15 protein-coding genes are annotated in these 14,264 nt (G+C 54.9%); 7 read left to right on the plus strand and 8 right to left on the minus strand.

From position 1 onward, the window contains the following. The first annotated feature begins 27 nt into the window (after positions 1–27). From FF011L_RS03740 to FF011L_RS03750, 3 genes are all read left to right on the plus strand, one after another. Positions 28–918: a MotA/TolQ/ExbB proton channel family protein gene (locus FF011L_RS03740; protein WP_246109713.1), complete on the plus strand. Its 891-nt coding sequence runs from the start codon at positions 28–30 to the stop codon at positions 916–918. Between the two features lie 95 nt (positions 919–1,013). Beyond that, positions 1,014–1,421 carry an ExbD/TolR family protein gene (locus tag FF011L_RS03745; RefSeq protein ID WP_246109714.1) on the plus strand — a complete coding sequence of 136 codons (408 nt, stop codon included), beginning with the start codon at positions 1,014–1,016 and terminating at the stop codon, positions 1,419–1,421. Positions 1,422–1,435: 14 nt separating this feature from the next. Then, positions 1,436–3,151 carry a prenyltransferase/squalene oxidase repeat-containing protein gene (locus FF011L_RS03750; protein ID WP_145350252.1) on the plus strand — a complete coding sequence of 572 codons (1,716 nt, stop codon included), beginning with the start codon at positions 1,436–1,438 and terminating at the stop codon, positions 3,149–3,151. 55 nt (positions 3,152–3,206) lie between these two features. Here the strand turns inward: FF011L_RS03750 and FF011L_RS03755 are convergent, their stop codons facing one another. The 7 genes from FF011L_RS03755 to FF011L_RS03785 form a co-directional block, all read right to left on the minus strand. Next, complete coding sequence (locus FF011L_RS03755) at positions 3,207–3,911, minus strand: hypothetical protein (protein WP_145350254.1); 705 nt, start codon at positions 3,909–3,911, stop codon at positions 3,207–3,209. Between the two features lie 83 nt (positions 3,912–3,994). Continuing rightward, entirely contained in the window at positions 3,995–4,270 is a 276-nt protein-coding gene (locus FF011L_RS03760; protein ID WP_145350256.1) for a hypothetical protein, read from the minus strand. 12 nt (positions 4,271–4,282) lie between these two features. Further along, positions 4,283–5,263 carry an aldo/keto reductase gene (locus FF011L_RS03765; RefSeq protein ID WP_145350258.1) on the minus strand — a complete coding sequence of 327 codons (981 nt, stop codon included), beginning with the start codon at positions 5,261–5,263 and terminating at the stop codon, positions 4,283–4,285. Continuing rightward, positions 5,263–5,739: a hemerythrin domain-containing protein gene (locus FF011L_RS03770; RefSeq protein WP_145350260.1), complete on the minus strand. Its 477-nt coding sequence runs from the start codon at positions 5,737–5,739 to the stop codon at positions 5,263–5,265. The genes FF011L_RS03765 and FF011L_RS03770 overlap by 1 nt, the downstream gene beginning before the upstream one ends. A 126-nt stretch (positions 5,740–5,865) precedes the next feature. Continuing rightward, complete coding sequence (locus tag FF011L_RS03775) at positions 5,866–6,141, minus strand: Sec-independent protein translocase subunit TatA/TatB (protein ID WP_145350262.1); 276 nt, start codon at positions 6,139–6,141, stop codon at positions 5,866–5,868. A gap of 60 nt (positions 6,142–6,201) precedes the next feature. After that, complete coding sequence (locus FF011L_RS03780; RefSeq protein ID WP_145350264.1) at positions 6,202–6,390, minus strand: Sec-independent protein translocase subunit TatA/TatB; 189 nt, start codon at positions 6,388–6,390, stop codon at positions 6,202–6,204. 154 nt (positions 6,391–6,544) lie between these two features. Beyond that, positions 6,545–6,856 (minus strand): hypothetical protein, encoded by a 312-nt coding sequence (locus FF011L_RS03785; RefSeq protein ID WP_145350266.1) that lies wholly within the window; start codon positions 6,854–6,856, stop codon positions 6,545–6,547. 490 nt (positions 6,857–7,346) lie between these two features. Between FF011L_RS03785 and FF011L_RS03790 the strand changes: the two genes are divergently transcribed. The 4 genes from FF011L_RS03790 to fliG all read left to right on the plus strand — a co-directional run bounded on the left by FF011L_RS03790 (position 7,347) and on the right by fliG (position 11,888). Further along, complete coding sequence (locus FF011L_RS03790) at positions 7,347–8,597, plus strand: leucine-rich repeat domain-containing protein (protein ID WP_246109715.1); 1,251 nt, start codon at positions 7,347–7,349, stop codon at positions 8,595–8,597. Between the two features lie 81 nt (positions 8,598–8,678). After that, positions 8,679–9,872, plus strand: a complete 1,194-nt coding sequence (locus tag FF011L_RS03795) for a molybdopterin-binding domain-containing protein (protein ID WP_145350268.1) — start codon at positions 8,679–8,681, stop codon at positions 9,870–9,872. An 18-nt stretch (positions 9,873–9,890) separates the two neighbouring features. Continuing rightward, on the plus strand, positions 9,891–10,388 hold the full coding sequence (locus FF011L_RS03800) for a 6-pyruvoyl trahydropterin synthase family protein (protein ID WP_145350270.1): 498 nt from the start codon (positions 9,891–9,893) through the stop codon (positions 10,386–10,388). Between the two features lie 483 nt (positions 10,389–10,871). Then, complete coding sequence (fliG, locus tag FF011L_RS03805; RefSeq protein ID WP_145354924.1) at positions 10,872–11,888, plus strand: flagellar motor switch protein FliG; 1,017 nt, start codon at positions 10,872–10,874, stop codon at positions 11,886–11,888. Here fliG and FF011L_RS03810 read toward each other — a convergent pair. Beyond that, a complete protein-coding gene (locus FF011L_RS03810; RefSeq protein WP_246109716.1) occupies positions 11,885–14,242 on the minus strand; it encodes a U32 family peptidase in 2,358 nt (785 codons plus the stop codon). The two genes, fliG and FF011L_RS03810, sit on opposite strands and share 4 nt — an antisense overlap. Between the last annotated feature and the right edge of the window lie 22 nt (positions 14,243–14,264).

The following is a 14,264-nucleotide window of genomic DNA, read 5'->3' on the forward strand; positions in this document are numbered from 1 at the left end:
CTTGCCACGCTTTCGTTTAGATCGCGAATGTCGATCTGTTTGTTGTTGCTAGGCATTGCAGCCGCTCCGGTTCATGCCCAGTATCCCGCGCCCCCTTCCGGCCCTATTTCGATGCCCAGTCAGTCGGGGCGAATGCAAATGGGGGGAAGTGGTGTGACACAACCGGCTCCGATGATCCCGCAAACTGGCGTTCCCGCAGCCGCCGAACCGGTGGCTGGCGAAGAAGCGGTGGACGCGGAGGCTTCGGCAATGCCTGCGTTTGTGCAGCGATTGACCGAGGGGGGGCTGTTGATGATTCCCCTGGGAATTTGTTCGCTGATCGTTTTCGCATTGTCGCTGGAACGCTTGGTGGCGCTCCGCCGTGGGCGGGTTATCCCTCGCCCGTTTGTGCGCCGATTCACAGAATGCGTTGAAGACGGCCAGTTAAGTTACGAGGAAGCCGCCCAGATTTGCGATGAATTCGACTGCCCTGTTGCAGAGGTTTTTCATGCGGCGATTAAACGTTGGGGCCGACCGGTTATCGAAATCGAACAAGCGGTTATGGATGCTGGAGATCGTGTTACCGATAGTTTGAGAAAATTCTTGCGGGTGTTTCACGCGATCAGCAATGTGGCTCCGCTGCTGGGATTGTTGGGGACCGTGCTGGGGATGATCGAAGCCTTTGACATGATGGCATCCGAAGAATCGGTCGGGCGTCCCGAAATGTTGGCTTCGGGGATCAGTGTCGCTTTGTTGACAACCGCAGGTGGGCTGTCCGTCGCAATCCCCGCCTATCTGGCTTACATGTACTTCACCAGCAAAGCGGATCGTTACCTGGTCGAAATCGATAGCCTCTGTCAGAAAGTCATCGATTCGATCAGTGCAGAGGGCCTTGAATCGGGGTCAAGTCGCAGCCGTAAATCACGTCGAGCCGCCTAGTCTGAGCCGCGTGTTGGGTCCCTTAACGGTAAAGGTGTGGGGACCTCCTATTCGAATTTTATGTCACTTATCGTTTTGCCAAGTAAACCATTGCCATGCGACGTCGATCTGCTGAAGAGGCGACTCTCAACCTGACGCCGATGATCGACGTTGTCTTTCTGTTGGTGATTTTTTTCATGGTGGGAGCGAAATTCACCGAACAAGAAAGTCAGATCCCGATCAATCTGCCCGGAGTCGGACAACTGAATCCGATGGTGCGTGGTCCGGATCGCCGAACGGTCGATTTGACGCCAGATGGGCAGGTCACCTTAGATGGTCAGCCGGTCAGTCTTGCTCAGCTCCGTTCGGATCTCCAGGTGGCGCATGCTTCTTATCCTGATTTGCAAGTAAGTGTTCGAGCCGATGCCAGTGAATCACTCGCTCGGTTTACGGAAATCCTCCATGTCTGCCGCAGTAGTGGTGTCGAAAATTTAGGAATTGCAGTTCAACCTCAGCGACGTTGAGGCTTTAAATAAATATGTGGACCGACCCACGGGTTGTCTGGCCGATCGCCGGTGTTGCTATCATTCTGTTGATGGCAACCTGGTGGCTTATGCGCCGCGGTCGTCGCCGTCGTCCGCGGGCCGCTGCAATCTGTATCACGCTGTCCATTGTCCTGCACGGGCTGCTGTTTTGGCTGATGCCCTTGGTGACTCGGCCCGGTGGTGGAGCCCCTAAGGGGGCGGGGAATGAAGAGGTCCGTGTCGCGGACATCACCCTCTCGGACCTGAGCGACGAACCGCTTGATGATCAATCCGGCGACGATCCGACATTGGCCATGGAGCCCCTGCCGGTTGCGCCGCCGGCACCGGTTGTCCCCGACGCGGAACCGGCCTCCCCTACCCCGCCATCTGTCGAAACCGATTTGACCGCACAGTTGGCTGAGGCTATCGACAGCCCGGAAGTCAGCTCGGATTTCGATACTGAATTCGATGCCGGCTTAGATGAAATGCTTGCTGCCTTGGAACTGGCGCAGACGGTGGCGGTTGATCAATCGCCCGCGGCAGGCGACGCACCCAATGCAGCCGCTTCGCCATCGGTTAAAGCGGATTCATCCGTTCAGGCAATCGCCGCTTCACAATCACAGGCACCCGCTTCCTCGCGGTCGACGCCGGCACAAGCGGCGTCCGCTCGCGTGGTTGCAGATCAAGAAGGAGATTTTGCCAATCGAACGGGTGAAGCCAAGCAGTCGGCTTTGAAGCAACTGGGCGGAGACGCGCAGACCGAAGCGGCTGTGGAGGCTGCCCTCCGCTGGTTGGCGTATTACCAACGTGCCGACGGATCGTGGGATGCGATCGCTAGTGGAGCCGGCCAGGAGCGTAAGGTGCTTGGAGAAACCCGTGCGGGCGCGGGGACTCGCGCTACTAACGCGATTACCGGTTTGGCCCTCCTGTCGATGTTAGGTAGCGGTAGCACGCATCGCGAAGGACCCTACGCCAACAACATTCATGCGGGGCTTAGCTATTTGATTCGCAACCAAGCCCCCAACGGGTCGCTGGCGGGACCGGCAACCCCGTTTGCACAAACCTATTGCCATGGGATGGCATCGCTGGCGCTCTGTGAAGCGGCAGCGATGACCAAAGATCCGCAAGCGATTGCAGCGGCGCGCGCCGCCGTTTCGTATACACAGCGACTGCAGCATCCAACCACAGGCGGTTGGCGTTATCGAGCAGGAGAAACGGGGGACACCAGTCAGCTTGGCTGGCAGGTCATGATGCTTGATAGTGCACGGCAGGCGGACATACCCCTGGACCCGCGGACCCTTCCCCTGGCAAGTCATTTTTTACGCTCGGTTCGGCTCGGTTCGTATGGCGGTTTGGCATGCTACCGGACCGGTCATCCCGCTTCCAGAACGATGACCGCCGAAGCGTTGGCCATGCGATTGATGATCGGGGAACAGGTTCCAGCGTTGGAAGTTCAGGAGGCGGAACGTTATCTCTTGGAAGAGCTGCCGGGGACGGGGCAACCGAATCTGTATTACTGGTACTACGCTTCGTTGGCCTTGCACCAATTGCAAGATCCAGCGTGGGAGAAATGGAACCACCATCTCAAGCAAACGCTGCTGAAAAGCCAGCAAGCCGACGGTAGTTGGCCTACCGATTCGGTTTGGGGAGGCTACGGCGGACGCGTCTATACGACCGCGTTGGCAGCGCTTAGCCTAGAAGTCTACTATCGCCATCGCGTCGGGAAGTAGCTGTGCGGGGCATTGGCGTTTTAGCGGTTCAAAGATTCGGCATTGCAGCGAACGTTTAAGCGATCTTGAAATCGCGAACTTGCCATTCGTAGCGTTCGGAATCTTCGTCCCATTTTCGCTCCATTTCGATCGATAGTTCTCCTTCGATCGATCCGCTTGCGTCTTTGAATTTGACGACCGCCAAGATCTTGCCACGGTCGGTATAGATCTTCGACGGTTCGCTTATTTGCCAGTCAAGCAGTTGTCTGGCGTTGACCATTTGGGAGATGTCGGGCCGTTCTCGGAATTCGCTCAACGCTTCGATTCGCATCGGGTTGTTTGCGTAAAATTCCTTCAACGGCATTTTAGGATTCTGCCGGGCAGAGGGAGCATTCATCAGTTCCATCACGATTTCCCATTCGCCCTGCCGAGCCAGTTCCGCCCAGTCCGCGGCAAATTGGTCGGCTCCTTCGGCGATGCCTCGATCCATTGTCTGGGATTTTGAAATCCCCCAGGTTCCGAAAAAGAGGGCAAGCAGCATTCCCAGCACAGCGGCTTTTTGGCCAACGGCCGGGCCAAACGGAGAGGGGCGGAAAGCGATAGCCCCGCATACGAATGCGGCCACGACCAGAGGGATAAAGTAGGTCGTCAGGATGTTGAGGATGCTTAGCAATCCAAACAGCAATGCAAAGAATCCACTGACCCTAACCGGGGCGATTTGAATCGACTCCGCACTTTCCGTGAGGTCCGAAAAAGCGGTGGTAGCTTGGTTCGATTCCATCGGCGTAAAGTATGCAAATCGGGTTTGGGACGGACTAAAACGGCCTCCCGCTTGTTACGCAGAATCGGGCCAGATGGTTCGGTTTATAGATTGGATCGGATGCTATTCAGCGACCAATAAACCACACCGCACGTGAATGCGATCAGGATGCAGGTGTAAATCGTGACGACAATGGCCCAGGTCCATCTTTCCGTGCGGGAAAAATTAGGGTTCATCCAGAGGAGCGGAATCCCCAAAAAACCGGTCATCAAAAACAGCACCGCGAGGATCGCAATTCGACTGTTTTGAGCTCGCTTTAGAATCCCTGGAGGCGGCGTCTGGACCAGCCTTGCTTCAACGATCGTTTCGGAGGACGTCATTGGACCGCGGGATCATTCATAGATTGGACAGAATGTATTAAACGCTTCTTCGCAAAAATCGCCTGGGTCATTGAAGCGGCGGTGTTGATCCAGTCCACTGATCTGAGACATCTCTTCGGAGCTTAGCTGAAAATCGAAGAGTGCGAAATTTTCGACCAGCCGTTCTTTGTGAGAGGTTTTCGGGATGATTGCGGTTCCACGCTGGATGCCCCAGCGGAGAACAATCTGAGCTTCCGTTTTGCCATGTTTCCGTGCGATCTGCTGGATCACCGGTTCGGTCAACACGGTATCTGATTCCGTCGCCCGGTTCATTTCGTGATACGAAAGAGCCCCCAGCGGCGAAAAGGCGGTGTAGGCGATCTTTTGTTGCTGGCAGAAGCGGAGCAATTTTTCTTGGACCAGGTAGGGATGGGATTCAACCTGGAGTACCGAAGGAGCGATCTTGGATGAATTTAATAGATCGCGCAGCAGCGAAGTGCCGAAATTGCAAACCCCAATGTTTCGAACCAAGCCCGAAGTGACCAGTTCTTCCATCGCTGCCCACGTTTCCGCGATCGGCACCGCGTCCATTGCCATCTTTGGATCGTCGGCAGACGGATCCGGGAACCAGCCGGGTGGATAGTTCGTTTCGAAATCAACGAATTGCAACGCAATCGGGAAATGGATCAGATACAGATCGAGGTAATCGACGCGGAGGTCGTTCAGCGTCCGCTGTAGGGCTGGGCGAACATGTTCGGCGCGATGGTAAGTGTTCCAGAGTTTCGACGTGATCCAAAGGTCTTCACGAGCGACGGTCGATTGCTGCAGAACCTGTTGCAGCCCGACGCCGATCTCGGATTCATTGCCATAGTCACAGGCGCAATCGAAATGTCGATAGCCAACTTGGACCGCTTCATCAACCAATGAGGCACAGCGGTCAGGAGCGACTTTCCACATGCCTAACCCCAGTTGAGGTAGTTTGTCGCCACTGGAAAGTGTCAGCTTATTATCCATCAATCACCCACTCCTAGGTCTTCTTCCAAAGCAACTAAAATCAAATTCAGCTCGGCCGATTCGTGGGCTTTTAAAGCCTTATCAAAGACTTGGAACTGAGCTGCCAATGCTTCGCACTGGGTCAGTTGTTCCAGGTCTCGTTGGTTGGCCGAATCCGCTAAATCTCGAGCCAATACAAATAGCTCAGCATGTTGGGCTCGGAGCGCATGCGCTTGGTTGTCAAGTCGCGGCGAGGATTCAATGGCATCTTCAAAGTAGCCGTAGGCTTCTTCTAAAGAAAAATGAAAAGCCAGTTGATCTCTTAAAGCGCCCAGGGTTTCCGTAAATTCTCGATTATGGTTGGGCATCGCTTGCGGTTGCGCGCTCCAGGCTCGAAGCCGTTCGAGCAATTCTTTCAGTTGTTGATGATCCGCTTTGATTTCTTGTAGAAACGCGGCGTTGATCGTAACGCGACCCGCAGGCTTGTCGTCTGACATGATTTCATTCCTTAATCACTGCTATGAAAGGTCCGCGAAGGAAGCTGCGACGGGACTCTATTGTAAGCGGTGAATGAGGGTGCCGCGGCACCGCTGGCGAAGAAATCGGCTAGCAATCAGAAAGAATTAAGTTTGCTCGACCGGGGGGGGCGAGAACTTGGGGGCCGACGTAGTCGTTCCAGGCCCAAAATCGTCGTCATCATCTTCTTCTTTTTCAATCGGCTTCGGACGGGACATTTCCAATTCCGCCACCCGAAACTGATTCTGGATATCGCTCATCCCACGTTTCAGTTCGCTGTAGCTTCCCCCTAGAGTTCTCGCAACTTCCGGTAGTTTTGCCCCGAACAACAGGACAGCAACCACACCGATAACCCCGAGCTCAAAAAAGCTAAGTCCAAACACGAACAGGTACCTTGGAAGGGAGCAATGAAATCAATGGTATTAACACAGACGTTGTGAAAATTAGACGACGGGCTTCGATTTTGAGTCACTGTCTTGAGGAACATCGTCCGAATCGCCTTGGTCGCTCATCCCGCTTTTGAACTCATTGATGCTCCGTCCCATGTTTCGCATCAGCGACGGCAAACGAGCTCCGCCGAATAGCAATAATGCGACAAACAAGACGATCATCATTTCGGGTAAACCGGGCATAGCAAAAGCTAACAGTTGGGTGCTCATGTAACACGCTCGCGAGTGGAGGTAAGGTGGGCCAATGTTCTATTTTATTGTACCCAGGCTGCCTGTCAAAGGCTCGCCAGATTTCGTCAATCGCGAAGGATTGCCCGAAGTTGATAGCGAACCTTCATCATAGCCAATCCTGCAACCGATCAAGGGCTACCATCAGTTGATTCCACTCTGTGACCACTTCAAATGTCTCCATGCTGCTGCAATCGTCACGATCGAACCCTTTTTCGCTTAGGCGAATCTGCGAATCCAGGACGAACATGCCCCCCGCCTGGGCCTGGCAGGCTTTCTCAGAGGGCGAATCGCAGGAATCATCATAGGTAGGGACGATCTGCTGCATCACTTTGTGGACGGCCCAGAGGGCCGCACGGCGAGAATCGGTTGCGGAAACGACTGTGCGAACGGTTCCGGACTGAACGTAGTACTTTGCCATCTGATTTGATTTCCGTCGTTGGGGGTAAGGACTTCTGACCAAAGTTGAAAGGCCCAGGGGGACAGCCTCTCTTTCGTACTATTGGTATCGCTGGCTGTGGGACACGTCAGGTCCAAGCCCTCGGGACCCTCTTTTTTCCACGCCGTCAGTTTTTGGTTGCCCTCAAATGCTTTGTCGGTCGATTCTGCCGATCCCCCCCGAATCTGGCGGTTTGGGCACGACGGAGGTTTTCAGCTGGTTACACGTGGCGAAGTCGCCTTGCTGCGGTAGACGATCGCACCCCCCGAAGTCCGCTCAATATGCCTAAGTCCACGCCGTTCCAACCTCCCTTTCGAATCGCTGATTAGACTCGGTAAGCTCCGCGACCCAGTAGGCAGCCTGCGGCAGCCGTTGGGTGGTTGAGAAACGTCAAAACTGTCATAATTTCCCTGTCATTGCTTTCACTATGCCTGTCTCGCCTACATCTCTCTTTCTCCCTCGGAGAGTCTTCATGCTTCGCATCTTGCTGCCCAATCTTTGTTGCCTGACCATCCTTCTTGCCTGTGGATGCGACCGCCAACGCACCGTCGACCAGGTTCCCTACCAAGAGCGGGATCAGGAAGTGCTGGAACGTGAATCGCTGGGCCCCAAACCCAATCCGTATTCCAAAATTACCGCGAAAGAAAACAAGCCGTCGGCTGCTAAGGCGACGATGAAACCGGCACCTGCAAAACCGGCCGCTGTAAAACCGCAGCCCAAGCCATCGATCGATGATGCCGATGCGGTTGCAGCGATTGAATCGGGGTCCATCCCCGTCAAAATTCGCCGTGATGGTGATGGCGCAATTATCGATGTCGATTACCGAGGCACCGAAGTGTCCGACGCCGATCTCGCTCCGCTGACCAAGCTGCCCCGCTTGCGAGCGCTCCGTTTGGGCGGAACAAAAGTGACGAACGAAGGCCTGAAAACAATCGGTCAGATCAAATCGCTTGAAGACCTAGACCTGCGTGATTGCCCCGTCGGAGACGACGGGCTTGCCGAGTTGACCGGACTAAGCAAACTGAAAGCCCTTCGCTTGTCGGGAAAATCGGGTGACTGTGATGTCAGTGATTATGGAATGGAACACGTCGCCAAGCTTACCAATCTAAAGGTCCTGGCAGTCGATTTTTTGTGGGTTAGCGAAGAAGGGCTTGCTGAACTGGCGCCCCTTACGCAGTTGCAGGAACTTTATCTTGCCGAAACGACCATCGGCGACGAAGCGATCGGTCTTCTGGCACAGTTTCCAAATTTGAAAAAGCTACGGATCTCGCGGACCCTGATCGGCGCAGACGGGATGGCCGATATCCCCAAGCTAAGCAAGTTAGTCGAACTGGACTTGAGCGAATGCTCGCAGCTGAGTGAAGATGCGATGGTTCCACTTGGTGAGTTAAAGGAAATGCAGAAACTGAATCTCTGGCGTCTGAATATCTCCGATGCCGGGATCGATCCTTTGAAGTCGCTTGAGAAACTGACTTGGTTGAATCTTGATAACACCCGTCTAACGGACGCTGGGCTGAAGAACCTAAGCGAGATGGACCAGTTGACCTTCCTGCATCTTGGTTCGACGTTGATTACAAACGATGGACTAAAAGAACTGGAAGGCATGCAAGGCCTGAAAGATTTGATCGTGACCCGTACGGCGGTGACTCAAGAAGGTGTTGACGAACTGCAGCCGAAGATTCCGAATGCCAAAATTCAGTTGCTCTATCTGGGTGACGAATAGTGGCTTGCTAAGTGCGGAGAAATCCTTTGCGCCTTATCGATAGCTAAATAGCACGTCCGACATGCTGGAAAGGTTAGTTCCATGAAGAACCCTCTTTGGACCTGTTCGGCGTGCTCTTTGGCGTGTGAAGACCTGCAGATGGGGCTCACCGAAAATCAGTTGACTCTCCAGCCTGCCTGCGGGCTGGCGGAGCGACAATTGCAGCAGCGAATCTCCAGCAGCGGTGCGGTTGCCTATCTGAATGGGCAGCCCGTTGATCCTGTGCAGGCGATCGACGCGCTGGCGACGATTTGGGACAGCGCACGCGATCCGGTCCTCCGTGGAAGGTTTTGCGATTTGCAAACCGCCCGATCTGCGGTTGCTTTCGCTGCAGCAAGCAACGCCGTCATCGACCTGCCTTCCTCCGCGACACTGCGTTCTCTATTCGCTGCGGTCTGCCGTGATGGGGCGACGATGGCGACGCTTGGGGACGTCCGGCAGCATGCGGACCGAGTTGTTTTGATCGGTGATTGTCTGACGGAAATGCCACGCTTGGCGGAACGTTTCTTCCCCGGTGTCCCCCCGCTTTTGCTGTTGGAACGCGATGCCGATTTTTCCGTGTCGGCGGATTCAATGTCGCCAGGAGCCGTGGTTCAGCGGCTGGATTCCAGTTGGAGTTCCTGGCTGCGTGCTCAGCAGTCTGATCCGAGTGGTATGGATCACGCGGTCGCTGGCTATCTGCAAGACGGCAAATACACCGCCTTGATCCTTGCTGCAAATGCGTTGGATCAGGACGAATTGGCGGCGACTTGGTTGCTGAAATGGATTGAGCAATTGTCCGAATCGATGCGAGCCGTATTGGTCGCTCCCGATCAATCGACTGCAGCAAAACAAGTCTTGCTTTGGCGAGCAGGATTTAGCGGTCCCGTTCGGTTTCGCGATCAAATTCCAGAACCACTGGAAAAGGTCCCCTGCGGTGACGTTCAGTTGATCCTCCAACCGTCGTTGCCGTTGGTCGCTCCGAAACAGCTGGAACAACAGATTCGCACGCGTCGACAGGCGGGACAGCAAACCATTTTATTAGGCGACCAAGCGACTCCTGTGTATCTGTCTGCGGCTGCAGATCTCTTTTTGGCACTGGACTGGCCGGGGCAGGAATGCGGGGGGACTACGGTCCGCGGCGATGGTTCGGTAACCTTGCCGCTGCCGCCGCTGAACGTTTTTCGAAACGAGTTGCCGGAACCCTTTAACGCTGAGCAACTGTTCGCTGAAGTCCTTCTTTCACTGAATGTCTAAACCTACGATTTGGTCTCTATGCAATCCTCTACTGCGACGTTTCGAGTTGACGTTACCAAAGAACAATTCGTTTTTTCGGCTGCTCATTTTATTACCTTTGCAGGCGATATTTGCGAGCGGATTCATGGGCACAACTACGGTGTACGTGTTGCCGTCGAAGGTCCACTGGATGAAAACCGCTACGTTGTCGACTTCATTGCCCTGCGCGATGCGGTGTTAGCGGAAACCAGTCAGTGGGACCATCACATTCTGCTTCCAACCAAACATAAAGAGATTTTGGTTTCTTCGGACGATAAAGAAACGACGGCTCGTTTCCGTGATCGCCGTTGGGTCTTTCCGAATGAGGATTGCATTCTATTGCCTGTCATTAACACGACGGCGGAGGAACTTGCCCGCGTTCTAGCCGAACAGGTTCGTGAGCGGACTGGCGATGCGTTTGGGAATGCCTTGTCTTGGATCGAAGTTGCTGTCGACGAAAACCACGGACAGTGGGGCGTCTGTCGTCTGCCCTGGTAAGCGTGAACCGATTGCGACAAGTAGGCCGGACCAAAGAGCAACATCGATACCGTTCCGGCAAACTACAAGTAGGCCGGACCAAAGAGCGACAGCGATACCGTTCCGGCAAACTACAAGTAGGCCGGACCAAAAAGCGACAGCGATACCGTTCCGGCAAACTACAAGTAGGCCGGACCAAAGAGCGACAGCGATACCGTTCCGGCAAACGCGTCCTGCCTTATCACGGGTCCGATCTCCGTCGCTATCGCACCTCGATCCGGCTAACGCGACTCATCGCTCCGCCTCTCGGGACGTGCGATTTATAAGAGGTGACTTTTTAAGGCATGTCGGATAACCGTTACATTCGGTTTTGTTTGCCAGCTTTCCGGGCGAACCGACTGGATGGGGTGAGTGGTTTTATGGATTCATCGTCCGATGCCGATGGAAAGGAGTGCGGGCACCACCTCCCTAAACTCCATTCAGTCCACAGCGATGGTCGATTTGATGACAGAAACCGCAGTACTTGGCGAAGACGGCTTGCGTAAGGCAGCCATTCTGATGATGTCATTGCCCAATGACGTTGCTGCGAAGGTTCTGGCCAAATTGCCTCCACGTCAAATCGAAGCAATCAGCATTCGCATTGCGCAGATGGAATCGGTGGGCGGTACCGAGCAAGAAGTGGTGATGGCCGAATTCCTCACCAGTGAAGCAAGTGCGGTCTTTGCCAGTGAAGGAGGGCTTGAGCGAGCGAAGGAATTGATCAAGAGCGCGCTAGGGAAAGATGGCGCGGACGTGTTGGGTAATCTGCAGCAAACCATCGACGCCATGCCGTTTGGCTTTTTGAAAAAGGTCGATCCGCAAACCCTGCTGCAGTTCATTCATGAAGAGCATCCGCAGACGATCGCGTTGTTGATGAGCCACACCGCGGGGGCCTATGGGGCCGAACTGCTGGCCGGTCTGGGGCCCGAAAAACAGTTGGAAGTGATTCGCCGAATCGCGGCGATGGGGCGTACCAGTCCCGAAGCGGTCGATGAATTGGAACGCGGGCTGGAGCAGCGTTTGAGCACCATGGTCAGCCAGAAACATGCCAAGGTTGGCGGCGCGGAAAGTGTTGCGGAAATCCTTAACGTTTCTGAACGGTCGATCGAACGTACGATCATGGAATCGCTTAATCGTGAAGATCCCGAATTGTCAGACGGGATTCGGCGGTTGATGTTCGTGTTTGAAGATATCGCCAAACTGACCGACCGCGATATTCAGTCGCTCCTTAAGAACGTGGAAACCGCGCAGTGGGCGATGGCTCTTAAGGGAGCCAGTGAACCGTTGCAGGAAAAGGTCATGCGAAACATGAGTTCGCGAGCCGCAGACAATTTGAAAGAAGAGATCGACTTTCTCGGCAGCGTGCGCGTTTCCGAAGTGGAAGGGGTGCAGCAAAAGATCGTCGACATCGTCCGCCATCTGGAAGATTCCGGCGAACTTTCCAGGCCAAGCGGAGACGAAGAGGAAGAATACGTGACCTAGATGATCGCCAGTGGGTCACGTTTCGATTCCATTGTCCCGCGAGTCACTCCGACGCGGTTTAGTGCTTTTAGTTCTTTCCACACGCTTGCACCATCTTTGTGACCGGCCAACAGTTCTTGGTAGGTTTGCAGGATGGATGCGGTATCCGCAGCGTTTTCTTCAAGCAGTTCAACACGGAAGTGTTGAATCCCTCGTTTCTTAAAATCGCTGACCGCTTCTGCGGCACTTTGCGGGACTGCGTTGTAAAGCGTGTTGCGGCAGGCGATGTCGGCTTGCAGTGGATGTTCAACTCCGGTGCGATCTCGTAGCGAAACCACGTGGGTGTCGCAAGGACGACCGCAATTGGTTTTGTTGGTCCCTTCGGAAAGAACCGAGCAGAATACGCAGTGCTCCATATGGAACATCGGCATATGTTGATGCACGACGATTTCTAGCCATTCTGCTGGAACGGCATCGATCAACGCCATCAGTTGTTCGCGGTTTAAGTCGTAGGAAGGAGTGATCCGCTGAGCGCCCAGTGAATGCATCCATCGCGCCGACAAATCGTTGGCAACGTTTAAAGAAAAATCGACGATCGCGGGCCAGCCTTGCTCGCGGCAGAATGCTAGTGCAGCCAAATTGCGGCACAACATTCCCGCCGGTGGCGTGCGGCGGAGGACGTTAAATAATCCCAGTTCACCTGGCTTCTGGATTCGCAGCGAGGCGATCATGACTTCGGCTTGATGCTCCGACGCCAGTCGAATTGCCTCGCCGTACAACCGAATATCCTGGAAGTCGGCGTAGAGGTGTTTGATTCCGAACTCGGCGGCCGCAGAGATTTGTTCTAGGCTGCGGCAAAGGACCGTCAGGCGTTCGGTGGTTGGAGCTTGCTGTGCGGCATCGGTGCGAACTTCACCCGCTGGTGCCATTCGTAACGTTTTTAGTGCGTCGGTGCGAACTTCGCGATGCTCCGGCGTAACCGACTGCTTCTGTAGGTTCTCGACAACCGATCGGCGCAGTTTGTTGATCATGCTGACAGGGACCATGGGGCTCCCTTCGATTCGGCATGAGAGTTGACGAAGTTCATAGGACGAACCGCCCAGTCGCCCGATTTTCTCTCGGATCATTTCATCGGTCGCCGGTAGATTGCGAGCTACCTGCAATGGCTCGGTACCTGAATCGCTGGCGGTGTTGCCCGAAGCGGTGGTGGCGGTCACCTGCAAAGGTTGCCCGGCGATGGCGGTCACTTGCATATCAAGTGGTTGGCAACGCTGTGGGTCTTTACCACCGTAGGACCGTCGTAGCCGACGGTTTAAGTCGGGGTCATCCGATTTCCAGACAAGCTGACCGACATGAAGTTCGTCAAAGTCGATGTCGCCGCGTCCGAAAACCACTTCGATTTCAGTATCTTTGGCCGTCGTTCGGTCGACCGAATTGCCGTCGAGATACAAACCAAAAACCCGGCCGCCTTGTTGGGTGCCCTCTTCACGTCCCCCGGCAAAGCCCAGGCCATCGCCTCGAGCCAGTGTCCGCTGGAGTTCCAGGATCACGGAATGAGGTTTGACTTCGGTGATGCTACCAAGCAGGATCCCGCGTTTTGCAGAATCTTTGCCGGGGACAAGTTCCTTGTGATCACAGCCGTTCAACCAGCCCTGCGAAAACCCTCTCGAGAAGGAAAGTTGCATGTCATCAACCGCTTTGGCGGGCAGGTTGACGACTCCGTCGGCCATCGCTTGATCGATCGCGTTTCGGTAGTGAGCGGTGATATTGGCGACGTATTCAGGGGTCTTCAGCCGGCCTTCAATTTTTAAGGAGCAGATCCCGGCTTCGATCAGTTCCGGAATCAGCGCATAACCAGCTAGGTCTTGGGGGCTGAGGAGGTAACGGACGTCGCCCAGGTCCTGGTCTTCGCCATCGCAGATCAGTTCGTATGGCAGGCGACAGGCCTGGGCACATTGCCCGCGGTTGGCGCTGCGGCCCCCCAGCGATTCGCTGGTCAGGCATTGTCCGGAATAAGCAACGCAGAGTGCCCCGTGGATGAAGGCTTCTAGCGGCATATCCGTTTGACTGTGGATTTTTGCGATTTCCTTGACCGAGGTTTCGCGAGGAATCACGACACGTGAAATGCCTAGTTCCGCCGCGACGGCAATCGTTTCGGCACTGGTCAGCGTCATTTGGGTTGAGGCGTGAAGTGGCAGCTGGGGGCAAATCTGCCTAGCCAGCCGAGCGACGCCAAAATCCTGCACCAGGATCGCGTCGACGCCCACCTGAGCAATCCTCGCTAGGATCCGTTCCAGGTCTGCCAGTTCGTTGGCAAAAGCGAGCGTGTTGACCGTTACGTAACCCAAGACACCACGATGATGGAGGGTCGACATAATCGAGTCCAAATCGTCGAGG

It is taken from the genome of Roseimaritima multifibrata (genome assembly GCF_007741495.1).
Classification (GTDB): Bacteria; Planctomycetota; Planctomycetia; order Pirellulales; family Pirellulaceae; genus Roseimaritima; species Roseimaritima multifibrata.

Coding starts and splice junctions, on each gene's coding strand:
- FF011L_RS03740 (WP_246109713.1), top strand. CDS start 28: ATGTCGATCTGTTTGTTGTTGCTAGGCATTGCAGCCGCTCCGGTTCAT.
- FF011L_RS03745 (WP_246109714.1), top strand. CDS start 1,014: ATGCGACGTCGATCTGCTGAAGAGGCGACTCTCAACCTGACGCCGATG.
- FF011L_RS03750 (WP_145350252.1), top strand. CDS start 1,436: ATGTGGACCGACCCACGGGTTGTCTGGCCGATCGCCGGTGTTGCTATC.
- FF011L_RS03755 (WP_145350254.1), bottom strand. CDS start 3,911: ATGGAATCGAACCAAGCTACCACCGCTTTTTCGGACCTCACGGAAAGT.
- FF011L_RS03760 (WP_145350256.1), bottom strand. CDS start 4,270: ATGACGTCCTCCGAAACGATCGTTGAAGCAAGGCTGGTCCAGACGCCG.
- FF011L_RS03765 (WP_145350258.1), bottom strand. CDS start 5,263: ATGGATAATAAGCTGACACTTTCCAGTGGCGACAAACTACCTCAACTG.
- FF011L_RS03770 (WP_145350260.1), bottom strand. CDS start 5,739: ATGTCAGACGACAAGCCTGCGGGTCGCGTTACGATCAACGCCGCGTTT.
- FF011L_RS03780 (WP_145350264.1), bottom strand. CDS start 6,390: ATGCCCGGTTTACCCGAAATGATGATCGTCTTGTTTGTCGCATTATTG.
- FF011L_RS03785 (WP_145350266.1), bottom strand. CDS start 6,856: ATGGCAAAGTACTACGTTCAGTCCGGAACCGTTCGCACAGTCGTTTCC.
- FF011L_RS03790 (WP_246109715.1), top strand. CDS start 7,347: ATGCTTCGCATCTTGCTGCCCAATCTTTGTTGCCTGACCATCCTTCTT.
- FF011L_RS03795 (WP_145350268.1), top strand. CDS start 8,679: ATGAAGAACCCTCTTTGGACCTGTTCGGCGTGCTCTTTGGCGTGTGAA.
- FF011L_RS03800 (WP_145350270.1), top strand. CDS start 9,891: ATGCAATCCTCTACTGCGACGTTTCGAGTTGACGTTACCAAAGAACAA.
- fliG (WP_145354924.1), top strand. CDS start 10,872: ATGACAGAAACCGCAGTACTTGGCGAAGACGGCTTGCGTAAGGCAGCC.
- FF011L_RS03810 (WP_246109716.1), bottom strand. CDS start 14,242: ATGTCGACCCTCCATCATCGTGGTGTCTTGGGTTACGTAACGGTCAAC.